The 23,926-nt window shown below is 58.1% G+C and carries 23 protein-coding genes; 8 read left to right on the top strand and 15 right to left on the bottom strand.

Translation table 11 applies throughout. The features are described from left to right. Positions 1-4 precede the first annotated feature (4 nt). Together coaD and SynMEDNS5_RS06240 are read left to right on the top strand one after the other, a co-directional pair. Complete coding sequence (coaD, locus tag SynMEDNS5_RS06245; protein WP_186585712.1) at positions 5-502, top strand: pantetheine-phosphate adenylyltransferase; 498 nt, start codon at positions 5-7, stop codon at positions 500-502. Then, positions 499-1,428 carry a hypothetical protein gene (locus SynMEDNS5_RS06240; protein WP_186585711.1) on the top strand — a complete coding sequence of 310 codons (930 nt, stop codon included), beginning with the start codon at positions 499-501 and terminating at the stop codon, positions 1,426-1,428. The genes coaD and SynMEDNS5_RS06240 overlap by 4 nt, the downstream gene beginning before the upstream one ends. Here the strand turns inward: SynMEDNS5_RS06240 and dacB are convergent. The 5 genes from dacB to dapF are packed head-to-tail and all read right to left on the bottom strand — an operon-like array spanning position 1,373 to position 6,252. After that, the gene (gene dacB, locus SynMEDNS5_RS06235) at positions 1,373-2,680 is read right to left on the bottom strand and encodes a D-alanyl-D-alanine carboxypeptidase/D-alanyl-D-alanine-endopeptidase (RefSeq protein ID WP_186585710.1); all 1,308 of its coding nucleotides are present in this window, start codon (positions 2,678-2,680) and stop codon (positions 1,373-1,375) included. The genes SynMEDNS5_RS06240 and dacB overlap by 56 nt on opposite strands. Continuing rightward, positions 2,677-3,192, bottom strand: coding sequence for a DUF4330 domain-containing protein (locus SynMEDNS5_RS06230; RefSeq protein ID WP_186585709.1), 516 nt, complete (start codon positions 3,190-3,192; stop codon positions 2,677-2,679). Before SynMEDNS5_RS06230 ends, dacB begins: the two co-directional genes overlap by 4 nt. A 45-nt stretch (positions 3,193-3,237) precedes the next feature. Continuing rightward, complete coding sequence (locus SynMEDNS5_RS06225) at positions 3,238-3,933, bottom strand: DUF1995 family protein (RefSeq protein ID WP_186585708.1); 696 nt, start codon at positions 3,931-3,933, stop codon at positions 3,238-3,240. Positions 3,934-3,977: 44 nt separating this feature from the next. Further along, positions 3,978-5,159: a cysteine desulfurase family protein gene (locus SynMEDNS5_RS06220; protein WP_186585707.1), complete on the bottom strand. Its 1,182-nt coding sequence runs from the start codon at positions 5,157-5,159 to the stop codon at positions 3,978-3,980. Further along, positions 5,146-6,252 carry a diaminopimelate epimerase gene (dapF, locus tag SynMEDNS5_RS06215; protein WP_186585706.1) on the bottom strand — a complete coding sequence of 369 codons (1,107 nt, stop codon included), beginning with the start codon at positions 6,250-6,252 and terminating at the stop codon, positions 5,146-5,148. Before dapF ends, SynMEDNS5_RS06220 begins: the two co-directional genes overlap by 14 nt. A gap of 27 nt (positions 6,253-6,279) precedes the next feature. Here dapF and SynMEDNS5_RS06210 point away from each other — a divergent pair, with 27 nt between their 5' ends. Both SynMEDNS5_RS06210 and leuS read left to right on the top strand, forming a co-directional pair. Further along, positions 6,280-6,501 carry a hypothetical protein gene (locus tag SynMEDNS5_RS06210; RefSeq protein ID WP_186585705.1) on the top strand — a complete coding sequence of 74 codons (222 nt, stop codon included), beginning with the start codon at positions 6,280-6,282 and terminating at the stop codon, positions 6,499-6,501. A 54-nt stretch (positions 6,502-6,555) separates the two neighbouring features. Continuing rightward, positions 6,556-9,192 carry a leucine--tRNA ligase gene (gene leuS, locus SynMEDNS5_RS06205; protein WP_186585704.1) on the top strand — a complete coding sequence of 879 codons (2,637 nt, stop codon included), beginning with the start codon at positions 6,556-6,558 and terminating at the stop codon, positions 9,190-9,192. Between the two features lie 6 nt (positions 9,193-9,198). Here the strand turns inward: leuS and SynMEDNS5_RS06200 are convergent, their stop codons facing one another. Beyond that, positions 9,199-10,797, bottom strand: coding sequence for a glucose-6-phosphate isomerase (locus tag SynMEDNS5_RS06200; RefSeq protein ID WP_186585703.1), 1,599 nt, complete (start codon positions 10,795-10,797; stop codon positions 9,199-9,201). Between the two features lie 82 nt (positions 10,798-10,879). Between SynMEDNS5_RS06200 and SynMEDNS5_RS06195 the strand changes: the two genes are divergently transcribed. Continuing rightward, positions 10,880-11,704, top strand: coding sequence for a helicase DnaB (locus SynMEDNS5_RS06195; RefSeq protein ID WP_186585702.1), 825 nt, complete (start codon positions 10,880-10,882; stop codon positions 11,702-11,704). Between the two features lie 23 nt (positions 11,705-11,727). Here SynMEDNS5_RS06195 and SynMEDNS5_RS06190 read toward each other — a convergent pair whose 3' ends face one another. The 3 genes from SynMEDNS5_RS06190 to SynMEDNS5_RS06180 are packed head-to-tail and all read right to left on the bottom strand — an operon-like array spanning position 11,728 to position 14,698. Further along, entirely contained in the window at positions 11,728-12,636 is a 909-nt protein-coding gene (locus tag SynMEDNS5_RS06190) for an N-acetylmuramoyl-L-alanine amidase (RefSeq protein ID WP_186585701.1), read from the bottom strand. After that, on the bottom strand, positions 12,618-14,321 hold the full coding sequence (locus SynMEDNS5_RS06185) for a M61 family metallopeptidase (protein ID WP_186585700.1): 1,704 nt from the start codon (positions 14,319-14,321) through the stop codon (positions 12,618-12,620). The genes SynMEDNS5_RS06190 and SynMEDNS5_RS06185 overlap by 19 nt, the downstream gene beginning before the upstream one ends. Next, positions 14,321-14,698 carry a DUF1257 domain-containing protein gene (locus tag SynMEDNS5_RS06180; protein WP_186585699.1) on the bottom strand — a complete coding sequence of 126 codons (378 nt, stop codon included), beginning with the start codon at positions 14,696-14,698 and terminating at the stop codon, positions 14,321-14,323. Before SynMEDNS5_RS06180 ends, SynMEDNS5_RS06185 begins: the two co-directional genes overlap by 1 nt. 9 nt (positions 14,699-14,707) lie before the next feature. Here SynMEDNS5_RS06180 and purN point away from each other — a divergent pair, with 9 nt between their 5' ends. Then, positions 14,708-15,400 carry a phosphoribosylglycinamide formyltransferase gene (purN, locus tag SynMEDNS5_RS06175; protein ID WP_186585698.1) on the top strand — a complete coding sequence of 231 codons (693 nt, stop codon included), beginning with the start codon at positions 14,708-14,710 and terminating at the stop codon, positions 15,398-15,400. Here the strand turns inward: purN and argC are convergent. After that, positions 15,391-16,455: an N-acetyl-gamma-glutamyl-phosphate reductase gene (gene argC / locus SynMEDNS5_RS06170; RefSeq protein WP_186585697.1), complete on the bottom strand. Its 1,065-nt coding sequence runs from the start codon at positions 16,453-16,455 to the stop codon at positions 15,391-15,393. The genes purN and argC overlap by 10 nt on opposite strands. Positions 16,456-16,495: 40 nt before the next feature. On the opposite strand from argC, the gene ribBA reads away from it, so the two are divergent. Then, the gene (ribBA, locus tag SynMEDNS5_RS06165) at positions 16,496-18,178 is read left to right on the top strand and encodes a bifunctional 3,4-dihydroxy-2-butanone-4-phosphate synthase/GTP cyclohydrolase II (RefSeq protein WP_255440348.1); all 1,683 of its coding nucleotides are present in this window, start codon (positions 16,496-16,498) and stop codon (positions 18,176-18,178) included. Here ribBA and SynMEDNS5_RS06160 read toward each other — a convergent pair. Then, positions 18,166-18,594, bottom strand: coding sequence for a peptidylprolyl isomerase (locus SynMEDNS5_RS06160; protein WP_186585696.1), 429 nt, complete (start codon positions 18,592-18,594; stop codon positions 18,166-18,168). The two genes, ribBA and SynMEDNS5_RS06160, sit on opposite strands and share 13 nt — an antisense overlap. A gap of 75 nt (positions 18,595-18,669) precedes the next feature. Here SynMEDNS5_RS06160 and mtnP point away from each other — a divergent pair, with 75 nt between their 5' ends. After that, complete coding sequence (gene mtnP, locus SynMEDNS5_RS06155; RefSeq protein ID WP_186585695.1) at positions 18,670-19,587, top strand: S-methyl-5'-thioadenosine phosphorylase; 918 nt, start codon at positions 18,670-18,672, stop codon at positions 19,585-19,587. On the opposite strand, the gene murQ is transcribed toward mtnP, so the two are convergent. The 4 genes from murQ to dnaK are packed head-to-tail and all read right to left on the bottom strand — an operon-like array spanning position 19,560 to position 23,853. Further along, positions 19,560-20,510 (bottom strand): N-acetylmuramic acid 6-phosphate etherase, encoded by a 951-nt coding sequence (gene murQ, locus SynMEDNS5_RS06150; protein WP_186585694.1) that lies wholly within the window; start codon positions 20,508-20,510, stop codon positions 19,560-19,562. The two genes, mtnP and murQ, sit on opposite strands and share 28 nt — an antisense overlap. Next, entirely contained in the window at positions 20,507-20,908 is a 402-nt protein-coding gene (locus SynMEDNS5_RS06145) for a DUF3110 domain-containing protein (RefSeq protein ID WP_186585693.1), read from the bottom strand. Before SynMEDNS5_RS06145 ends, murQ begins: the two co-directional genes overlap by 4 nt. 40 nt (positions 20,909-20,948) lie before the next feature. After that, positions 20,949-21,869: a DnaJ C-terminal domain-containing protein gene (locus tag SynMEDNS5_RS06140; protein ID WP_186585692.1), complete on the bottom strand. Its 921-nt coding sequence runs from the start codon at positions 21,867-21,869 to the stop codon at positions 20,949-20,951. Next, positions 21,853-23,853 (bottom strand): molecular chaperone DnaK, encoded by a 2,001-nt coding sequence (gene dnaK / locus SynMEDNS5_RS06135; protein ID WP_186585691.1) that lies wholly within the window; start codon positions 23,851-23,853, stop codon positions 21,853-21,855. The genes SynMEDNS5_RS06140 and dnaK overlap by 17 nt, the downstream gene beginning before the upstream one ends. Between the last annotated feature and the right edge of the window lie 73 nt (positions 23,854-23,926).

Below are 23,926 nucleotides of genomic sequence, written 5' to 3'. Positions count from 1 at the left end.
TCGGATGAAAGCGCTGTATCCAGGCAGCTTCGACCCTCTCACCCTTGGGCATCTTGACCTCATTGAGCGAGGGGCATCCCTTGTGGATGAACTGGTGGTTGCTGTTCTGCAGAATCCTGGGAAGTCCCCAGCGTTTCCCCTCGAACAGCGTCTGCACCAGATCACCGCTTCCACCCAGCACCTCGGCAATGTGTCCGTGATTAGTTTCGATGGGCTGACGGTGGCCTGTGCCAAAGAACAAGGCACACGCCTCATCTTGCGTGGACTCCGGGCCATGAGCGATTTCGAATATGAACTTCAGATTGCTCACACCAATCGCTCGCTCGATCCGGATTTCGAAACCATTTTTCTCACCACGTCAGCCCACTACAGCTTTCTCAGCAGCTCGGTCGTGAAAGAAGTGGCTCGTTTCGGTGGTGCAGTCGACCACATGGTGCCGCGGGTGGTGGCGGAAGACCTTGCGAGGTTCTTTAATTCGGCTTTCGCCCCCCCGTCGCGATGAGCGAGATCCGGTTCTCCGTACTCGACCAGCTCGATCAGCTCGAGGAGATCATGCTCGAGGGAAGCCGTATTCCCTTCAGCGGTGGGAGGCTCGTGAACGAGCAGGATGCCGTCGAACTGTTAGACGCGGTTCGCGAAGCGATGCCCTCCCAAGTTGCTCAAGCCGATCAGCTGCTGGAGAAGCGCGATGAGTTCATCGCCACGGCTCGCTCCCAAGCTGACGAGATCGTCGCGAATGCTCAACAGCAACGCGAACAGCTCGTGTCTCAAGCCTCCATCCGTCAGGAAGCTGAGCGACAGGTGAATGAGATGCGTGAACAGGTTCGCCAGCAATGCGAGCAGCTTCTGCAGACCGCGCGTCACCAGTCCGCCCAGATGGAACAGGAGATGCAAACCAAGCAGGCCCAACTGGAGCAGCAGTACGCCACTCGCAGACAGCAGCTGGAACAAGAGGCATTGCAGCGCCGTCAGCAGCTCGATCAGGAAGCGATTGAACTGAAACGTCAGCTCAGCGAACAACATGAGCGGAACCGGCTTCAGTCCTTGCAGGAGCTCGATCAAATCCGTCATGAAGGCTTGAGGCTTCAGAAGGAAGCTCAGGGCGAAGCCGAACGCTTGCATCAGGATGCATTGCAATTCCGTCAACAGACCCAACAGCAGTGCGAGTCCTTAATTCAGCGGAGTCGCCAGGAAGCTTCCACCGTTCAGGACGGTGCCAACCGATATGCGGAACAAACCCTCGGTGAGCTCGAACAGCGCTTAAAAGAGATGGCTCAGGTGGTGTTGGCTGGCCGTCAGGAATTGGTGAAGATTCAGACAGGACGCACTGAAGCTCCGATCAATGAAACAAGCGACTCGAAGGCTGTTCCGATCAGCCGCGCCCGCCGTGCAGCATCGCGGGTGCGACAGATGAAGGGCACGGGCTGAATTTGAGCACGGATCGCAGAATCTGACCGATCACCGTGTTCGGCCGGGTCGAGCCGTTGGAGATCATGCTCACATAACGGGGCCCATCAGCGGTTTGCAGGATTCCGGAGATGCTGCGCACGCCGCTGATGGTTCCCGTCTTCCCTCGGAAGCGTCCATCGATGGGAGTGCCTCTGTAGAGATTTCTGAGTGTGCCCCGTTGTCCGGCAATGGCCATGGAGGCCTGGTAGTAGGGAGCGTAAGGATGCTGATCCATACGCATCAGCAAAGCGGCAATGGTTTGGCTGGTGACCCTGTTGTTCCTGGACAGCCCACTTCCGTCAGCAACCCGCAGCCCTTGAACGGGGAGACCCTGTTCCCACATCCAGCGTTCCGTCGCTCTGGATGCAGCCTTCACGTCCCAGAGGTCGGCCGCCTGACGCATCAACACCTCAGCTGTGAAATTGTGGCTCTCCGTGTTGGCGAGACTGAGCAAAGCATGCATGGGCGCTGAAGTCTCCTCATGCAGAACCACCATCTCCTCCCGATCGCCTCGATTGGAGATCTCAGCCATGCTCAGAGGCTGGGCCTGCTGGATGCGCACGGCACCACCCCTCCGTTGCACCTCTTTCTGAAACAACCGCTGCAGTCGGTTGTAGGGATCGCTGACGGCACCACCAACGGCGTTGCTGGTCAGGGCCAGCCGCGTGATGGGTGCCCCGTAGGCATAACCACGGTCAGCAGGATGCCAGTCACTCGGCCACCAATTCCGCCTTGGCTCCTCGCGCACCATCAAGTTGACCGGGCCCGATGTCACCCCTCGGGATCCACCCTGACGAAGAGCTGCGAGCGCAAAGCGCTGCAGACCGGCAATCCCAAGGTCGGGATCCCCCTCTCCATTCAGCTCCATGGAGCCATCAGGTCGCTGGATCAGGCGAGTCTTCAGCCGGAAATCGGGTCCAAGACGATCCAGGGCGTAAGCCGTGCTGATCAGTTTCTGATTGGAGGCGGGGATACGAGCGATGGAGCCATTGATATCCCCAAGTAAATCCCCATCACTGTTCAGCACCGTGACAGACCACACCCTGGGCTCAGAACCGAGATTGGCCTGGATCGCCGATTGCAGGGGCTGACAGGAACGCGCTTTTTGCAGCTCAGGGAGCGGTTGCTGGGTCTCAGGAGCCGGAGGGGAGATCAAGGGAATGACCTCGGCTTGGACGCCAGCTGGCAGCGTTGCTGCCAAAAGCACGAAAGGGCAGATGCGTGTGTTCATTGCAGGTCGATCCCGCTGACGATTCCATTCAGCCGATAAAGGCGGCCGTCGAGTTCGACGGGCGTTCCCACCTTGAGCTTTGTGCCTGCTATCACCACACCTGAGGGGGTGACGGTGGCTTCGCTTCGAAGAACAAATCGAGCGTCGAGGATTCCTTGGTTCTGACGATTCGGATCAACAGCAGAGACGACCCGTCCATCAGGTTGCACAGCAACGAGCTTCCTGCTGATGTCATCCACACGAATGAGTTCCGCACTGCCGGCAGGCTGATTGCGAATCACAAGGTTGGTTCGACCGCGATCGATGGCCTGCTTGATCAGGCCATCAGGGTCTGCAGAACTCGAATTGCGGACATCCACACTCACCAGAACCGGCTTCACGGAGCCTGTTGCTCTGGCAATCGTGTTGCTGAGTTTCGGGCTCCAGAGCACACCAGCGACGGCTGCCACTGCCACAAGAGCGGCAGCGGCATCAATCACTGACAGGGAGCGAAAACGATCCTTGATGCCCATGAAGTTCCGAGGGAGCTTGCACCCTAAAAGTGTTACGGCCTGTGATCAACCTCTGAGATCGTCAATCAGCCGATCCACAGCACCCAATGTCTGGCGCAATCCATCCACTGATGGACTGACGGCTGCATCGATCTGCTCAGGGTCAGGACGTTGTTCGAACCGATGAATCCAACGGTATCCATCGGGATCACAGCGGAACAGTTCCCATTCCTTCTGACGTTCCAGTAGCAGTGCCCCTTGCGCGAGGGGCTCTAGATGGAATGCGCTTGACCAGGTGGCCAAAAAACCGCGGCGTCTGGAACGGGCCACACTGCCGATGCCGACCCCGGCATCTTCGAGCCGTCCATTCACAAGCACAACAGGCTCTTTCCACAGGTTGCAGATCGCTTCAACAGTTTCGTAGTCGCTTGGCTGGGCACCAATCAGCAGCAACAGTTCGCCTCGGTTAGCCCAGGCCGGATCCCTCTGCAGCTGCATGAAATCAACGCAACAACCGGCGAGATCAGGCGCATCGCGTTTAGCGAGAGCCGCCGCGCCAGCATCGGGAAAAGCCACCAGCAGCGGCCAGCTGCGTTCCTTAAGCGTTCTTGCCAGACGCAGTGCCGGACCCATGACCCGCAGGCCTTCGAACCGCCAGGTCACCATCCAGCGTCCGCGCCGAACCCCACCCAGCACAGACTCCAACGCTGCAATCGTGCGCTGCTCAGCCTCGAGAAGATCAGCGGGAAGAACAGCGCTCACGAGCCATCAATGCAACTTTGGCGGAGCGTACTGCGATCGCTCGATCAGCTTTCAGCACAAGCCAGCAACGCACGTTCAAATCGCTCAATGATGCTCTCGATCTGGTTGGACGTGTTCCAGAACCCGAGGCTGAGCCTCAGGCCCGAACGTCTCATTTCCCGGGGAATATTCATCGCTGTGAGCACCCTGCTATCCGTGTCACGCCCTGATGAGCAGGCACTTCCACTGCTCACGGCCAGCCCCTCTTGATCGAGAACGCGCACCATTCGCCGACCAGACAACGGCTGGCCTGAATGGTCGCGAAGCACCAGAGCCAAATGATGAGGGAGGCGTTGATGAGGTTGACCAATCGTTGCGACACCAGCTGTTCGACAGAGCTGCAGCTCCAATTCATCCCTAATTCGTCGGATGCCATCGCCGCTGTCAGGCAGCCCATCCAGGTCACATCGTTGAATCTGCGACAGGGCCTCAGCCATTCCAGCCACCAACACAGCGGATTCAGTTCCACTGCGCAAATTGTTCTCCTGACCGCCCCCTGTCAACAGCGCGTTGAGTTGCTGTTTCCAGGCTCGACGAATCAGAAGCAGGCCCACACCTCTGGGCCCCCCACATTTGTGGGCTGACGCGGTGAGTAAATCCACAGGCAGGGAGTTCCAGTCGGGAAGGGCCTGGCTGATCACCTGGGTGGCATCCGTGTGGAAGGGAATTCCGTACCGACGGCAAAGAGTGCCGATCGTCTGAAGAGGTTGAAGCGTGCCCACCTCACTCTGTCCCCAGATCACAGACACCAGGCGCGTGGGTGGGCGGAGAAGCTCTTCGAATCGATCCAGTTGGATGAGTCCTTGCGAATCGACAGGGGCCACTGACACATGCCATCCCAAGGGGGTCAGCGCCTGCGCCGCCGCCGTCACGGCTGGATGCTCGACAGCGGAGATCACGATCCGTCCTGGCGGGAAGGACGACGCCAAGCCCCGGATCCCAAGATGAATGGATTCAGTGGCTCCTGAGGTGATCAGCACTTCATCGGGGTCTGCGCCGAGCAGTGCACCGATTTCAACCCTTGTGCGTTCCAGGGCTTCCGATGCTGCAATCCCAAAGGAGTGCAGGCTGGAGGGATTGCCCCAGGCCTGAGTTTGAACATCCAACATCCTCTGCTGCACACCCGGTCGCAGAGGTGTCGTGGCACAGGCATCGAGGTAGATGGGCGTCGCGTCAGCTCTGACCATCACGTTGAGTGCGTGACAGGGTGCGCTGCTCGAGGGAATCTCCGGCGAGATTGATCATCGAATCCAGCGAAGTGGATTCCAGGAACGCCTGGACCCTTGCCTGTGCCTCCTCACGCAAACAACGATCAGGTTGCCGGCAGCCCTCCTTGCAGTCGTTGGCACAGTCAAGGCCTGGAGGATTTGAAGAAACCGAGGGCTTGGGTTCCGCAGCCATCTCTGGGGGACGCCCCTCAGGCATCAGCTCTGGATTCATCACGCCGTCGAAGACAGCTACAGCGGGTCCGGTCATGAAGACCGACCCCTGTTGATCAGGCCAGTTGATGCCCAGCGGACCGCCTGGAAGGACCACGGTTGCCTCGTTGTCGCTGAATCCAAGCAGGACAGCAGCCACCAAAGTGGCGCAGGCACCGGTCCCGCAGGCCAGGGTTGGACCAGCACCCCTTTCCCAGACGCGAATCTCAAGATGCTGACGGCTGTGCACTTTGAGAAAGTGAACGTTGGTTTTCGCCGGGAAGAGCGGGTCGCACTCCAGCTGTGCGCCAAGTGCTTCAAATGGAATCGCCTCCAGATCGTTCACGGGAACCACTACATGTGGATTCCCCATCCCCACGGCTGCGAGGGACAGGGTGAGTCCTTCACGGGTGACTTCACCACGAGGAAGGCCGTTTTCATCTGGGCTCAGGTGCGTCGGAACCATCTCGGGCTTCAAGAAGGGGGCACCCATATCGACGCGGATCTGGCCGTCTTGTTGAAGCTCGGGAATGATGAGACCAGCTGGAGTTTCGATCTTCCAGCTCCGTCCAGGCAAATCGCCATCACTATCGGCAAGGAAGCGGGCGAGGCAGCGAATTCCATTGCCGCACATTTCAGCCTCTGAACCATCGGCGTTGAAAATGCGCATGCGCAGTTCTCCCTGGCCCTGCGGAGGCAGCGCAAGGATCAAGCCATCGCCTCCGAGGCCGAAGCGACGGTCGCAAACACTACGGACCCAGTCAGAATCGGGAGCGGAGATGCCCTCAGGAAGCCGGCCATCGCGACCTTCCACCAGGATGAAGTCGTTGCCGAGACCTTGGTACTTACTGAACTGCAGCATGGCGCTTCGTTACCCCTGAGTGATCCTATGGAGCCGACAAGCTTTGATCCGAGTCTTCCCGGAATCCGTCTTCTTCAATCCTGGATCCGCGACCAGCGAACTCTCAGTATTGAACTGAGCGACGGAAAACGCGTCGACGGCCGTCTCTCATGGCAGGACCCCCTCTACCTGGCCATGCAACGCGATGACGCATCCGATCCAATCCTGATCAATCGTCAGTCAGTGCTCACCATCCGCACCTTGATCTGACCCGCCGAATCCGATCCCTGGTTGTGTCACGATCGCCCCAGGTGTTTTCGTGCCGTGACGGCCTCCAAGTCCTCCTCCGCCACCGCAACGGCTTCTGAACGTCCGGATCGGTACGACCCCATTGCGCTCGAGCAGCGCTGGCAGAGCCAGTGGCAGCACAGCGACCTGTATGCAACGCGTCCACCGGAGCCCGGTCAGAACGCGTTCTATGCCCTCTCGATGTTTCCCTATCCATCAGGAAGCCTGCACATGGGACATGTGCGCAACTACGTGATCACCGATGTGATTGCCCGGGCTCAGCGCATGCGTGGTGATGCCGTGCTTCATCCCATGGGTTGGGATGCATTCGGACTTCCTGCTGAGAATGCAGCGATTGAGCGTCAGGTCGATCCAGGGATTTGGACTGACCGCAACATCGAGCAGATGAAAGCCCAGCTTGCCCGTCTGGGACTGTCGATCGATTGGTCCAGGGAGCAAGCCACCTGCCATGCCGATTACTACCGATGGACCCAGTGGTTATTTCTGGAACTCCTGGACCAGGGGCTGGCTTACCAGAAAGATGCAACCGTTAACTGGGATCCTGTCGACCAAACCGTGCTGGCCAACGAGCAGGTTGACAGCGAGGGACGCTCCTGGCGTTCCGGCGCTCTTGTCGAGCAGAAAAATCTCAGGCAGTGGTTCCTGCGGATCACCCATTACGCCGACGCACTGCTTGACGATCTTGATCTGCTGAACGGATGGCCCGAACGGGTATGCACGATGCAGGCGAACTGGATCGGTCGTTCGATCGGAGCGGAGATTGATTTCCGCGTCAGCGATCACGACGATGCAGTGATCACAGTCTTCACCACAAGGGCCGACACGCTGCATGGAGTCAGCTATGTGGTGCTGGCTCCTGAGCATCCATTGGTCGAAGCTCTCACCTCGGAAGAACAACGAGAGGCCGTCACTGCTTTTAGAGATCTGGTGGGAGAGCTGAGTGCTGATGAACGCACTGCGGATGATCGTCCCAAGCGCGGAGTACCCATTGGGGCCACAGCAGTGAACCCGGCCAACGGCGAATCAATTCCGATTTGGATCGCCGATTACGTCCTGGCCGGTTACGGAACCGGAGCCGTGATGGGTGTCCCAGCTCACGACGAACGCGATTTCCTGTTTGCACGCACCTATGAACTGCCGCTGAAACGGGTGATCCAGGCTGCTGGTGCCAACGAACATCTCAGCGATGGCGAGGCATGGACAGGCCCTGGGATTCTTGTGAACAGCGGTCGTTTCGATGGCCAGTCCAGCGACGATGGCAGGCAGGCGATCACTGCTCACGGTCAGGAACTGGGTTGGGCTCGGCCCAAACGCCAGTACAGGCTGAGGGACTGGCTGATTTCGCGTCAGCGCTACTGGGGGTGTCCGATTCCAGTCATTCACTGTGATCACTGCGGCGCTGTGCCCGTGCCGGCGGATCAGCTTCCGGTGACCTTGCCCAAGGATGTGGATCTTCAAGGCAGAGGAGGTTCACCCTTGGCCTCCCTGGAGTCCTGGGTGAGTGTGGATTGCCCAAGCTGCGGACGACCCGCCCGACGGGAGTCAGACACCATGGACACCTTCATGTGCTCATCGTGGTATTTCCTTCGTTTTGCCGATCCGCACAACACGGAGCGTCCGTTTGATCTTGATGCTGTGGAGCGCTGGCTGCCCGTGCAGCAATACGTCGGTGGTATTGAACACGCCATCCTCCATCTGCTGTATTCCCGTTTCTTCACCAAAGCACTGCGTGATCGTGGATTACTGAACATCCGAGAACCATTCGAGCGTCTGCTTACTCAAGGAATGGTCCAGGGTGTGACGTACCGCAATCCCCGCACGGGTCGGTATGTGGCGCCCTCGGAAGTCAGAGACGAGAGCGAACCCAAAGACCCAGTGGATGGCGGCGATCTTGAGGTGCTGTTCGAGAAGATGTCGAAATCGAAATACAACGGTGTTGATCCCGCTGCCGTGATCGACCGCTACGGCGCTGACACGGCTCGGATGTTCATTCTGTTCAAGGCACCCCCTGAAAAAGATCTGGAATGGGACGATGCAGACGTTGAAGGTCAGTTCCGATTTCTGCAACGGCTCTGGCGGCTGATCGAGAACGTGCGATCAGATCACCAGGATCAGCTTCTGGGAGCACCAGAAGTTGTTACAGAAGCTTCAGGCCTGTCTGAAAAAGAGTCTGAGATTCGTCGCGCAGTGCACACCGCCATCGAAGCCGTCAGTGACGACCTGACGGGTGAGTACCAATTCAATACGGCGATTTCGGAGTTGATGAAACTATCCAATGCCCTCTCAGGACCGCTCGCTGAAGCATCAAGGGGTGTTCAGGCTGAAGCAATCTCAGCGCTGATCCGCCTTCTTGCTCCTTTTGCCCCCCATCTGGCAGAGGAATTCTGGTTCAGCCTCGGCGGCCAAGACAGCGTTCACAACCAGCCATGGCCGAACCATGACCCCTCTGCATTAGTGCGAGACACCGTGGACCTTGTGATCCAGGTGAAAGGCAAGGTGCGTGGTTCGATCAGCGTTCCGGCTGACTGCAGCAAAGAAAAATTGGAGGAATTGGCTTTGGCGAGTGAAGTGGCGGAGCGCTGGCTGGAAGGAAAGCCTCCCAGGCGCGTGATCGTGGTTCCGGGGAAGCTTGTCAATCTGGTGCCGTCCTGACCCTGCTTAGCCCTTGACGAAGCGGAGGGACGCCGGGCTGTCCCAAGTTCCCTGAGCCTGGTATCCACGGTTGTTTCCAGTGAGATGGCGCAGGATCCAGAAGATGGCTTCATCGGATCCCTCACCGATCGCTTGCTGAATCTCCACCACGGAACGGGACGTTCCATCGCTGAGCACCTCTTCCACCTGCTTCTGGAGTTTCAGGATCGCAGCGGCAGCCTTCTTCCCCGCCTCGACTCCTGGCTGGTGATAAGCGTTGATGTTGACTAGCTCGCCGTAGAAACCAACAGCGCGTTCAAACAGGGCGATGAGTGCACCGAGTCTGCGGGAGTCGAATGTGCGCATGCTGATGCTCAAGCTTTGTCGCCCACCTTCGGTGAGCGCAGAACGGGTTCCCTGCACGAAACCGTCAAGGAAGTCACCGGGACGCTCACCATTGATTTCAGGGATGTCTTCAACATCACCCAGAACTTCGATGAAGGTGACGAAGAAGTTATCCACGCCATCGCGGAGCTGCTGCACATAGGCATGCTGGTCTGTTGAACCCTTGTTGCCATAGACAGCGATGCCCTGATGGGCAACGGCACCACTGCGGTCAAGGCGCTTGCCGAGGGACTCCATCACCAGCTGTTGCAGATAACGGCTGAAGACTTCCAGCCGGTCGCGGTAAGGCAGCACCACCATGTCGCGTTTGCCCTTCCCATCTCCGGCGGAATACCAAGCAGCTGCCATCAGAGCGGCTGGGTTGCGTCGCACATCAGCGAAGCGGGTGGCCTCGTCCATCTGAGCGGCTCCGGCCAGGAAATCTTGGATATCACTGCCGATCAGTGCACCAGGCAACAGGCCCACAGCACTGGTGATGCTCGTACGCCCGCCCACCCAGTCGAACATGTCAAATCGTTTGAGCCACTGCTCTTCCGAGGCCTGCTCATCCAGGTGGCTACTGGCCATGGTGATGGCGACAGCCTGACCCGGCCAATTGCCTCCCAAAGACTCCACCCGGTGACGGGCTTGCTCCATTCCCAGGTGGGGTTCGGGCGTACCACCTGACTTACTGACCGTGACCACAAGAGTTGTGCGCAGGGCATCGCCAAGTTCACCGAGCACCCGGCTCATGCCATTGGGATCGACGTTGTCGAAGAAATGGAAGGGCAGCCCATTTCCGGTGTCCTGCAAGGCGCGGACCATCAGCAGGGGACCAAGACCGCTTCCGCCAATGCCAATCCAGAGAACGTCCGTAAAGGGCTGGCCTGTGGGTGACTTGATCTCGCCACTGATCACAGCTTTTCCAAACTGCTCGATGTCGTTGATTTCTGCAGCGATGTGTTGACCGACGGCTTGGTCTGGCGCCAACTGGGGATTGCGAAGCCAGTAGTGACCCACCTGGCGGTTCTCATCCGCATTGGCGATGGCACCGGCCTCAAGCTTTTTCATCGCTTCAAAAGCCTGCTCCAGTGGGGGAGTGAGCTCGTCCAACGCTGCGGAGTTGAGATGCATACGGCTGACGTCCAGCCAGAAACCGAGATCGTCGTGGTACCAGAGGAGATCACAGAAGCGTTGCCATTGAATCTGGGTGTCAGTGGCGCTGAAATCCGGGAAGCTCATCACGAGGTGCATGCACGCACTGAAGGTATCCACAAACCGCTTGGCTGCCCATCAACTGGAATACCGCCGCTAATCTCGACGCATGTCCATTGACAGGTCTCCTGCTCGGGTTGTCTCCATGCGTGGGTTGCTCTGCGCTGCCGCTGCACTGGCAGCCACCTCCGTGGCTTTTCATTCATCATTGCCTCCGAGTTCTATTGCGGACATTGCATCCAGTTCCTCAAAGGATGCACAGGCTGAGTCAACAGTGGGTGAGTCCAATCCTGACCCAACTGACTTCAGTGCGGAGGAATTGGAACTCCTGCAGCGCCGTTTCGGGGTGCATGGTCCCCAGACCCCTCTGGCTCAGCTCTTCACCAGAGGAATGGATCAGCTGCAGCCGCTGCGCGCCAACACCCTCTCAAGGTTGCGGGGTCTGAAACCTGTGATTCAGCGCGAAGCCTTCCGCCATCGCGTCAACCCGATGTTGATCACGGCCATTCTCTTCGATGAGATTCAACATTCCAAGCCTGGCGAAGATCTTCCCTTTGTGGTGCATTCAGGGTTGGTTGATACCCATGGTCCGGCACAGCTCGGGATCAGTGAACTGATCCATCAGGGCCGGCTTCCTGCAGAACCGACCTCTGAGCAGATCAGCGAAGCACGTGATCTGCTGATGAACCCCGATGCCAACATCGAGCTGCTGGCAGCAAAGTTGTCGAGGATCAAGAACGAGCTCGGTCTTGACCAAGGATCGATTTTGATCGCAAGTCGCTCTTATGTGGATGCGAAGGCCATTGCCACCCTGGCCTATCTGCATAACGGCAAACTTGATTATCCAGCCAGGATTTTGCGCTACATGCAAGATCCTGCCTTGCATGGCCTGATTTACAGCGCTCGCCAGCCGGAGAAGCCTTATCTCATCTAATCGAAATCTTTACGAAGGATTCGTCAGAGACAAAGCTTTCCAAGAGCTGCCAAACGGATTTGAAGGTCAGCCCAGGAGAAACTGCGTGGGTCCGCACGCTCGCCGCCAAGATCCACATGCTGATGCGTTGTGATGGCTGCGGGTTGAAACCCAAAGCGCTCAATCCATTCGTCGAGAACAAGAGCCATGGCGTCATATTGCGCTGGGGTATATCCACTGTGACGATTGTCATTGTCATGACCATCCTCGGGTGTCTCCAAACTCAAATGCAGCGCAAAGTTATTCACTGAGCCTTTGAATTTGGCGTTGGTGACAGCCCATTCACCGAGGAATGCCGAGTAACCAGCACCGAAGGCGCGCTGAAGTGGGTCAACAAGATCCACAATTGAGCCATCCAAACCAATCAAGGTGTGATAACTCACTTGATCATCATCACGGGGATGAGGCGTCAGGAACGTGTTGATGGCAGACCCTAGTGAATACACGGTTTCGTGCAAAACCACCACCCTCGGATCGGGGTTGAGTGGTTGCCCCCATGGATTGCGTCGATAGCGACTTCCGAAGTTGCTTGGATCGGCGGGGATGTTTTTCCGCTCTTGAGCAAGGGAGCGTTTGCGTCGCAGCAAACGCTCCCTCACGCTCGGATCAATACCGGAACACTGGCGTGCCAACGGGGAGGACCAGGACAAGGCCTTGGGAGGAAGGGGTGGCTCACCGTCGATGCCTTGGCCGGAATCCTTGTCCTTGCCGACTTCATTGAGAAGGTCAAGCAGAGATGGGCGCCTCGCCCCACTGTCTTTTTCTGCTGTGATACCAACCAGGGACACGAGCACGAACAGTGTTGCCGTGCTGACCAGGACGATCCCAACACCGGGGCGATGCAGCCGCTTCAAGACGGCTGACAGGTTCTTTCTCAGAGGAAGGCGAACCATTGATCGCGTAGAGCACGTGCAGCCTGGGATGCACCAGGATCCCAGGCCAGTTCATGTCGGTCCACCCCTGGATCGTCAAGTGAGAGTTCCGTGGTTTTGAGCAGACCCCTACGGCTGTAGATCACCTTGAGGATCGAGTCGCCCTGCAAAAGATCTGAACAACGCTGCACTGAGCTGCATCGCCAGCCGCGCAGAGCGACCAGTTCATCTCCCACCACCAATCCCCCCCGTTGAGCAGGACCATCGACTTCGGTGCGATCGATCCAGACACGCCCCTGGCGCTCACGGATTAGCCAGCCTGCCGAGGGCGTTTTGCCACGCACAGGATTGAGTGACAGGCCAATCATCTGGAGACTGGCCTCGATCGGCAGTGCAGAACGACCATCCAACCAATCCGGCAAATGTGTTTCAAGCTCTTTGGAATACTCGGTGAAACAGCCGATCAAATCAGTTCGCCGGTAACCCCTTCCATGCACACCGAAGCGTTTCCAGAGACATCGCAACACGTCCGCCAGAGAGTGTTGCGATTGACGCAGATGAACATCAAGGCAAAAGGCCAACGCTGTTCCCAGCCGGTAGTAACTGATCTGACTGTGAGCGTTCGCAGGCGTCTGCTTGTAGAGCCTCACCCACGCTTCCCTCGAACTGTCGGCAAGCGATTGAATGGCATACCCGGGATTCAGCAGCACATGGGAAAGATCTGCTCCTAGGTCCTTGAGAAGATCAAGGCGAGAGGAGAGTCCAGCAAGCAGGGGAAGGGCAAGATCGAAGTAACTCGTGACTCCCTCTGCGAACCAGAGGCCATCGCTGATGACGGGCCTGTCGTAGCGATAAGGAATGAACTCGCTGGGACGGAGTCTCCGTACATTCCACTGGTGCAAATATTCATGGCCGACAAGTTGCAGAAGCTTGCGATAACCGCCTGACTCCTGAAGGGACGGCCAGGGAAACTGCATCACAGAGGCGTTGTCATGTTCCAAGCCTCCATACCCCTCTTCCAAAGACTGGATCACGAGCTGATAATCCTGTTCAGCTGGTGGATCTGAATCAACGAGATCACAGACGGCTGTGCAAACAGCCTCGAGATCGTGCTTGAAACGAGCAGGCCAGCCCGACGGCGGGGATCCGATCAGGATCAATTCATGATCATGCCCGCGCACGCAGAGGCGCTCGGGATGAAAGGTGCCGGCATGAACCGGAGCATCCACAAGCTGATCGAAGTCCTTGGCCAGATACACCGAGCCGATCGCATCGTGCGAAAGGGGAACCGCCACAGACCAGTGCTCTGGCACGGAAACCTGAAGGCAGTGCTCATTCCAACGTTCGCCCTCAACCAACATCACCACTGCGGGGAGGCTGAGTGAAGCAAAATCTGGATCTAGGTGATTGGTTCGCACCGTGAGCTGCCTGGCCTCGAGCCGGTAGTGAATGCACAACGGCTCGCCAGAGGCACAACTGAACTTCCAGCGTTCTGGGGAACGCCGTTCCAAGTCCAGAACTCGATCACCCTGGACGGCTGAGAGGCTGTGGAGGTGCTGTGATGGATCGCGAACTGTGTAAGAGCCAGGCGTCCAGACGGGAAGCGACAGGGTCTGCACAGACTGTTGTGGTGTCCAATGCAACGCGACACCGATGGTCTGAGCGCCCGGACTGGTGAGATCCAGCTGAATGTTGACGCCTGCCATCAGCTCCTGACGGATGCTGGCGTTAGCAACGTGACCTGCTCATCAACACTGGCCACAGCAAGGCTTTGATGGTTGGCATCACGAAGGGCCTGTTGCAAGGCATAGCGACGCAGAACCAGGCTCAGCACCCGCTCCACAGGGAAGGGGTGCGCAGGCCTTCCAAGATCCACCACCACATCGAGGGAGTCGTGGTTGCGGTTCCAGATCCAGCCCAAGGCAAATCCCGTGGAATGGGTAGCCGCAAGAGCCACGTTGTGCGCCGTGCCGAAGGAACTGAGCTGACCTTCGAGCTCCACAACAAAACCCTCAGCACGCAAAGCTGAAGCCAGTAGATCGAGATCCTTAACCAGTGTGGGCAGGATGGAGAGATGGGACATGAAATCCGGATGCCCGCGTCTTCAGACACTAGCCAGATCCTTGAAAAAGAGCCCTCTGAATTCATTGTTCCGGCAATCGGAGCATGGCCGCGATTCACGCCGCCGCTACGGATCGGAATCATGGCGTCCGGCTCTGGCAGCAATCTCGAAGCACTTCACAAGGCCACGACGCAGGGATTCCTCGATGCATCCCTGCGGTTGTTGATTGTGAACAACCCGAACTGCAGAGCCAAGGAGCGGGCTGCTCGTCTTCAAATCCCCTGGCAGCTCATCGATCACCGACTGCACAGCACCCGTGAATCCCTCGACAACGCCCTGGTGTCTGCGTTCCGGGCTGCCGATGTCGAAGCGGTGGTGATGGCTGGTTGGATGCGAATTGTCACCCCGGTTTTGATCGACGCCTACCCCGGCAGGCTGATCAACCTTCACCCTTCTCTTCTTCCGTCGTTCAAAGGATTGGATGCCGTTGGTCAAGCCCTCACAGCAGGTGTCAAGATCACCGGTTGCAGCGTTCATCACGTCCAGGCCGATGTGGATTCTGGAGCGGTCATCGCTCAGGCGGCAATCCCTGTGCATGCAAACGATGACGTGGAGACCCTCGCCAAGCGGATTCAGAGGCAGGAGCATCGGCTTCTTCCCTGGGCCACGGCATTAGCTGGCATGCAGTGGAGACGAGAGGGGCATGCGGAGGTTCAGGGATAGAACGGTGTCAGTGGCAGACCTTCGGTGGACTCGAGGCCAGCCATCAAATTGAGGCACTGAACGCCCTGGCCTGCCTGACCTTTAAGGAGATTGTCAACAGCGCTCATCAGCACGAGGCGACCGGTTCTTGTATCGACTTGAACCGAAAGCATGGCGCGGTTGGTGTGTTTGGCCCATTTCGTCGCTGGGTAGGTTCCCACGGGAAGAACCTCAACGCAGGGCTGCTGCTGGTAAACGGTCTGGAGCACCGTGGTGCAATCCTCCGCGGTCAATCCTGGATCCCTCAACCTGGCGTAAACAGTCGAGAGAAGGCCGCGCACCATGGGGACAAGATGGGGCGTGAACTGCAGTTGGATGGGGCAGCCTGCAACGGTGCTGGCCAACTGTTCGATTTCAGAGGTGTGGCGGTGCCCGATCACGCCGTAAGGAGCGATTGATTCAGACGCCTCAGCAAGGAGAAGGTGTTCCTTCGCTGCGCGCCCTCCACCTGAAGTGCCCGTTTTGGCATCAATGATCAAGCCATCACTCTCGATCAATCCCTGCTTGAGGAAGGGGAGCAGTGGCAACAGACTCGCTGTCGGGAAACAGCCCGGCGCTGCAACCAACCGAGCATTGGCAATGTCCTGGTGATGCCATTCGGGCAGGCCATAAATGGCTTCCTCGCAGAGATCATGGTCTGTTCTTGCTGCGCTCCTGGCCTCCTGCACATACACCGAGGACCATTGATCAAGCGATTTGTAGCGATAGTCCGCCGATAGATCGACCACTTTCACCCCTCGTTCCAGCAGTGGAGGCACCAACTTGCTGGCCAGTCCGTTGGGCAAGCTCAGTACGGCAAAATCCGACGTTGATGCGATGCGATCCGGATCCGCAGCTTCAACGATCCGATCACCATCCAGTGGAAGAAACGGGCAGATCTCCTTCCAGGGACGTCCGGCTGAGCGTTCGCCAGCCAGAAAGCTCACTTGAAATAAGGGGTGCTCTTTGAGAAGGCGCAAGGTCTGGAGCCCTCCATATCCCGAGGCACCCACCACGGCAACCCGTCGATTCAGCATCTCTGCGCCAACACATCAACCGATCGTACCGACGTCGATAATGGTGTCTGAACTCAGGACAACGAGAGCTCTGCCCGAATCTGTCGATCAATCAACGCAAGCTCAAACCCTGTTTGACACCATTCCTGATGCGCTCAAAGCCATTCGCAACGGTGAATGCGTTGTTGTCGTCGACGATGAGCGTCGGGAGAACGAAGGGGACCTGATCTGCGCAGCCCAGTTCGCCACACCCGAACAAATCAATTTCATGGCTACTGAAGCCAGGGGTTTGATCTGTTTGGCAATGCAAGGGGATCGCCTCGATGCTCTGGACCTTCCTTTGATGGTGGACCGCAACACCGACGCGAACCAGACGGCCTTCACGGTGAGCATCGATGCTGGACCGGAGCACGGAGTCTCCACTGGCATCTCGGCCGAAGACCGGTCTCGAACCATCCAGGTGGCCATTCAGGCTGAATCAAGACCTTCGGATCTAAGGCGACCTGGCCACATCTTTCCCCTTAGAGCCCGACCCGGTGGTGTGCTGAAACGGGCTGGACATACCGAAGCCGCAGTCGATCTCGCCCAGTTGGCTGGACTGAATTCATCGGGCGTGATCTGTGAGATCCAGAATGCCGACGGCTCCATGGCTCGGCTGCCAGAGCTGCAGGAGTACGCACGGCAGTGGGGACTACGCCTGATCAGCATCGCCGATCTGATTCGGTACAGATTGGACAATGAACGGTTTGTCGTTCGTCAGGCCCAGGCATCCCTCCCCAGTCAGTTCGGCAGTTTTCAGGCCATCGGTTTTCGCAATGCGCTTGATGGCAGTGAACATGTGGCGCTGGTGAAAGGCACCATCGGTTCGATGAAGGAACCTGTGCTGGTGCGGATGCATTCAGAGTGTCTGACGGGTGATGCCTTCGGTTCACTGCGCTGTGATTGCCGCGCCCAACTCGAAGCGGCCATGCATCAGATCGAGATGGAAGGGGAGGGTGTTCTGGTGTATTTGCGCCAGGAAGGCCGTGGTATCGGCCTGATCAACAAACTCAAGGCCTACAGCCTTCAGGATGGAGGCCTTGACACGGTGGAGGCCAATGAAAAGCTTGGCTTTGCCCCAGATCTGCGCAATTACGGAGTAGGGGCCCAGATCCTCAGTGACCTGGGAATTCATCGCCTTCGCCTTCTCACCAACAACCCCCGCAAAATCGCCGGCCTTGGGGGCTATGGACTGGAAGTGGTGGATCGAGTGCCTCTGGAAATTGATCCAGGGGATTACAACGCCCAGTATCTGGCGACAAAGCGCGAAAAATTAGGCCATTTGTTCGAGGAGCAACCCGAGCGTTCCCACTGGGTGATTGGCCTCGACTCCCATACCAACGATGAAACCATTCTCTCCAAGCTGGTTCAACGCATGGAACACCTGGCTGAAGAACACAAGCTGCAGCTTCAAGCCGAACACAATCCACGCTTGCTCGCACTCTGGGAACGACCGAGATTCGTGTGGTCGATTCAGAATTCTGATCCCACAGATTCAGTGATGCAGAAGCTGTTGGCCGCGATGGCGTCCTGGCAGGAAATATCCCGCATCGGAGTTCTGCATGCAGTGAAAACGATTCAGATCAGTCATCCCCCACAGTGGCTGAACAGAGAAGAGCGCTCGCTGGAGTCGCTCCGAACAACGAAGGAGAAGGCCGGCTGGTTGGAGAGAGCGAACCAGCCGGCATTGATTCACTGGTCCTGAACCGTCACCGTTTGGATCTTGGTGCCGTTTTTGATAGCCAGTACCACATCCATATCTCCGGTCTGACCGAAAACAGTGTGCACACCATCGAGATGGGGCTGGGAATCATGCACGATGAAAAATTGGCTTCCGCCCGTATTGCGTCCGGCGTGGGCCATGGACAGGGCACCGGGAACATGTTTCTTGCTGTTGATCTCGCAATCGATCGTGTACCCAGGCCCACCGGTTCCAGGCATGCCACGGGAACCCTCACGGCTGTTCGGGCATCCACCCTGGGCCATGAAACCATCGATCACCCGATGGAATGAGAGACCGTCGTAAAACCCTTCACGAGCAAGCTTCACAAAGTTGGCCACGGTGTTCGGGGCATCGTTGTCGAACATCTCCAGCTTGATCTGGCCGGCGTCCGTGGTCATGAGAACCGTGGTCAAGGCATCAACACCAAAACACCATGCTAGGCAAGGGCATAATTCCAGCGCCGCACTCCTGCTATGACCAACATTTCCACCCCGCCATCGCTCGACTCGGCCCGGGTGGGCGTGATCGGTGGAAGCGGTCTCTATGCCATCGATGGGTTGGAGGACGTGCGTGAAGCTGAACTGGAGACCCCATTCGGCGCGACATCTGATGCCTTCATGCTGGGGCGCCTCAACGAAGTGGACATCGTCTTTCTGGCGCGTCACGGACGTCATCACCATTTGCTTCCGAGTGAAGTGCCCTATCGGGCCAACGTCTGGGCCATGCGTTCCCTCGGTGTGCGCTGGCTGGTCTCGGTTTCAGCCGTTGGCTCTCTTCGGGAGCATCTCCGTCCGCGCGACATGGTGGTTCCCGATCAATTCATTGATCGCACAATGCAGCGCCCGCAATCGTTTTTCGGCGACGGTTGCGTTGCTCACGTCAGCCTGGCTGAACCCTTCTGTTCCAGGCTCAGTGACCTTCTTGCCTCAGCAGCATCAATGGAGATGCCTACCGGACATCATTTGCACCGGGGCGGAACCTATCTCTGCATGGAAGGTCCTGCGTTTTCCACCCGAGCGGAAAGCGAGCTCTACCGCCATTGGGGGTGCGATGTCATTGGCATGACCAATCACACCGAGGCCCGCCTGGCGAGGGAGGCAGAGATTGCCTATGCCTCGTTGAGCATGGTGACCGACTTTGATTGCTGGCACAACGATCACGACGCGGTCACTGTGGAAATGGTGGTGGGCAACCTGAAAGCCAACGCTTTGGCCACAGGACCGATTCTCAGCCGTTTAATGGAGAGCATCTGCCAAGAGCCGCCGGCCTCCAAAGCGCATCATGCCCTGGCCGATGCCTTGATGACGCCTCCGGAGGTTGTGCCTGAAGCCACCCGCCGCCGTCTCGATCTCTTCACCTCTCCTTACTGGGGAAGCGTGACACCCTCCTGAGGAAGGGTGACCCCTTGGCTGAGCAGTGCCTGCCGAAGGTCCGATTCGTGGTTCTTCAGCAGTGCATCGGCTGCATCAGCATCCAGATGGCAGCTGCCCATCACAAGGGCGCGCTTCACGGAACCGCCTGCCGCACCAAGTAGCACCTGAGAGGCGTCGCGATCCAACCCCAGCAGATCACGAAGAATGCGCATGGAGCGGTCTACCAGCTTGCTGTTGCTAGCGGCAACGTCCACCATCCGATTGCCGTACACCTTTCCCAGCCTGACCATCACGCCAGTGGACAAGATGTTCAGTGCCATCTTTGTGGCTGTCCCAGCCTTGAGTCGGGTGGAGCCCGTCAGCAGTTCAGGCCCTGTTAAGAGCCGTATGTCAACGTCACAGGGCAAAGGAGCCTGATCGGAAGGAACACAGGCCATGGCGATGGTGAGTGCACCAAGCTCGCGGGCGTAGTGCAATCCACCTTTCACGTAGGGAGTCGTTCCCCCGGCGGCGATGCCAACCAGGCAGTCACTCCCTGTGAAGTCTCGATCTTTCAGATCAGAAACTCCTGCCGATCCAAGATCTTCAAGCCCTTCGGAGCTACGCAGCAGTGCCGCAGGCCCCCCGGCCAACACACCTTGCACCAGATCCGGCGGGCTGCAGAACGTTGGCGGGCATTCGGCCGCATCCAAAACACCGAGTCGGCCTGATGTGCCGGCTCCCAGATAAAACAAGCGGCCGCCAGCTTTCAGGCGGTCCGCGATGGCATCCACAGCTTCGGTCAGAGCGCTGATTGCCCCTTGCACGGCCATCTGGGGGCGTCGGTCTTCCTCCACGAAGAGACTGATAAGCGCATCGGTGGGAAGCAGATCAAGGCTGTCACTGGACGGATTGGTCTGCTCTGTCAGCAGATGGCCTCGATCAGCAGACGGTTCAATCACAACAGTCCCTCAAGACGACGACGCACCGCATCCAGATCAGAACTGTCGCGATCAACTTGCTCCTGGGGGCTGTCCAGATCGCCGTCCTGCCAATTGCTTACATCCCGATTCGCGGAGGGAGGAGCGAGCATCAGACGCTCCTCCTCGGTTTTGGGCACAAAACCCTCTGAAACCAAGCGAGCCTCATAACCCGCTTCCCGGCAGAACAACACAACCTCCTCTCGATCAAGGGCTTCAACGCTCGGTGTGGGGAAATCCTGCGCTTCGAGAAGTCCGGCGTAACGCTCAGCATCGTCGCTGTTTTCGAACATGAGCACCACGGTGTGACCTGAAAGCTCCAGGGAGTGAATGCCTTCGCTGTCCTGACCTGCGTCGAACAGGAGAACGTGAACCAACATGCAGATGAATCGCCCATGCGAGTCTCTCATCGTTCTCTGCTCAGGGCAGACCAGACCGTTCGAGACTGATCTCCTGCAAACGTTGGTAGAGAGCACGCTCATCATCCTCCAGCGACGAAGGGATCACGATCACGATCTCAACGAGTTGATCGCCCCTCTGAGTTCCGAGCTCAAGACCTCTTCCTCGCAGCCTCAGCAGCCGTCCACTGGACGATGCAGGAGGAACTTGGAGCGTCACTGAACCCATCAGGGTGGGCACGTTGACGGCGCAACCCAAGGCGGCATCAGGTGGGAGAAGTTCAAGTCTGTAGTGCACCTTGAGTCCGTCGATCCGCAACCCCTCTTCGGTGATCACACGCAATTGCAAAAAGTGATCCTTTCCGCCTGGTGCCACCCCCTCCAGCCGCAGACGCCATCCATCACCGGCCTGGGGTGGTGTGCTCACTTCCACAAGTGTTCCATCACCAAGTTCCAGCTCCACCAGAGTTCCATGAAGGGCTTGATCAGGCGTGAGCTCAACCACCGTCTCGAGATCATCGTGGGATCGGATCGGTGGCGACGGTTGTGGGGAGGGTTCCGGCCAATGGTGCTCGTCATCTTCAATTCGACTGTCCGTCTGCACGGGATCGTCGATGCCAGCGGTTGAACGACGTTGGCGCCCGGAACCAAACACCACGTCCAGATAGTCCTCGAAATCGGGGAATCCAGTGCTGAAAGGGTCGGCATGCTCGCCCTGTCCCTGACGCAAGCGGATCCATTCCGTTTTGCGCTCGGGATTACTGAGTACCGCATAGGCCTCATTAACGAGCTTGAAACGCTCCTCCGCCTGAAGGTCGTTGCCGTTGAGGTCGGGATGCCAGCGGCGGGCTTCACGGCGGAAAGCGCGCTTCAGAGTCTCCTGATCCGCATCAGGCGTCAGACCAAGGAGAGACCAGTAATCGGTTTCAGCGGAAGTTGTCATCGTCCCAAGGGTCGAGGCCTCTGCGTCCACTCCGCTGACGAGAGTCGTAGCCGTAGCGGTCTTGAGGCGTTGACCAGGGGTCATCATCCCAGTCATCGTCGGCGAACAGCTCGTCTTTCAGGGTTCCAAGCGTGCTTTTCAACCCCTGGAGTGGACCCGACTCCGTGCGGCGATCCGCCGTGAGCCGTCGATTCAGCCCGAACAGCGCTTCCTGTAATCCGCTCACAGCCAGTTCCAGTTCCTGGAGATCCTCTTGCTCGAGTAAATCCTGCACGTCACGCATGGCCATTTCCACAGCGCGTTGCTGGCGTTCTGCTCCATAGGGGCCGAATTCCAGTGCCGCATCTCTCAGACGCCGTTCTGCCTGAGCCACCAAGGTCAAGGCCGAGTTACGGCGCTCGATGGTGGCGCGGCGGCGACGGTCCTCATCGGCCCGGGCCTCGGCTTCTGCCAGAAGGGCCTGGATTTCGTCCTCGTTGAGGGTTGATCCGCCCTGGATCGTCACCGACTGCTTGCGTCCAGTGGTTCGATCGGTGGCGTTCACCTGAAGAATGCCATTGGCATCAATGTCAAAAGCAACCTGGATCTGAGGAACGCCCCTGGGGGCTGGAGGAATGCCGGAGAGACGGAAACGGCCCAGGGATTTGTTGTCAGCCGCCATCTGGCGCTCCCCCTGCCAAACGTGAATCTCAACGGACGACTGATTGGGTTCTGAGGTGCTGAACACATCGGACTGGCGCACAGGAATCGGCGTGTTCCTTGGAATCAGGACCTTCATCAGCCCGCCGATGGTTTCCAAACCGAGGGACAAGGGCGTCACGTCATTCAGCAGGAGATCCCTCAGATCGCCCGTAATGATTCCCGCCTGAACCGCAGCACCGATGGCCACCACCTCATCGGGATTAACGGACTGGCAGGGATCATTTGGCACAAGCGTTCTCACCAGTTGCTGCACCATCGGCATCCGCGTGCTTCCTCCCACCAGAACCACATCGTCGATGTCATCAGCACTCCAGCCGGAATCCCTCAGGGCCGCCTGCACGGGGAGCATCAAGCGATCGAGAAGATCGGGACAGAGCCCCTCGAACGTTTCACGATCCAGTGTGGTTTCAATATGCAGTGGACCGTCAGGCCCCGTGGCAATGAAAGGAAGCGACACGGGCGTCGCGCCCACACCTGACAACTCTTGTTTGGCCTTTTCTGCGGCTTCTGTCAGTCGCTGCAGTGCTTGGCGGTCACGGCGGAGATCGAGGTTGTGTTCTTTGAGAAACGACTGCGCCAGCCAATCGACGATGCGTTGATCAAAGTCGTTACCACCAAGCTGGGTATCACCATTGGTGGCTTTCACGTCAAAAACACCATTGGCGATCCTCAGCAAGGACACATCGAAGGTGCCTCCACCGAGATCGAACACCAGGGCACGACGCACGGCACTGCGGTCGAATCCGTAGGCCAGAGCGGCAGCAGTCGGCTCATTCAGGATCCGTTCAACCGTCAGCCCCGCCAGACGCCCCGCATCGCGTGTGGCCTGACGTTGAGCATCGTTGAAATAAGCAGGAACGGTGATCACGGCAGCTTCCACCTCTTCACCCAGGTAGGTGGAGGCATCGTCCACAAGCTTGCGCAGGATGCTGGCCACGAGCTCCTCAGCGGCATATTCCCGTTCGGTTTGCGGACAAGCCACACGCACATTGCCCTGGCTGTTGGCTCTCACGGTGTAGGGCACGGTGAGAGAGCTGTCGTCGAGTTCATCCCAGCTTCGACCAACAAAGCGTTTGAGATTGGAGAACGTGTTGCGTGGATTCAAAACCAACTGCCGACGGGCAGGCTGACCAACCAACAGCTCGTTGTCCTTGGTGTAACCAACGACGGAAGGGGTGGTTCTCGTCCCCTCAGCGTTAGCAATCACCACAGGGCGACCAGCCTCGAGAACAGCAACAACGGAGTTGGTCGTACCCAGGTCGATTCCGACGATCCGTCCCATAGACGCCTGTGGGGACTCCCAAGTTAACGGCCTCACCCGCGGTCATCTAGCCCATGACAAGGTCTGAAGCAGC

The sequence above is a fragment of the Synechococcus sp. MEDNS5 genome, assembly GCF_014279875.1.
Classification (GTDB): Bacteria; Cyanobacteriota; Cyanobacteriia; order PCC-6307; family Cyanobiaceae; genus Synechococcus_C.
Note: the sequence above shows the minus strand (reverse complement) of the source record. Positions and strands in the feature narration are given on the sequence as shown.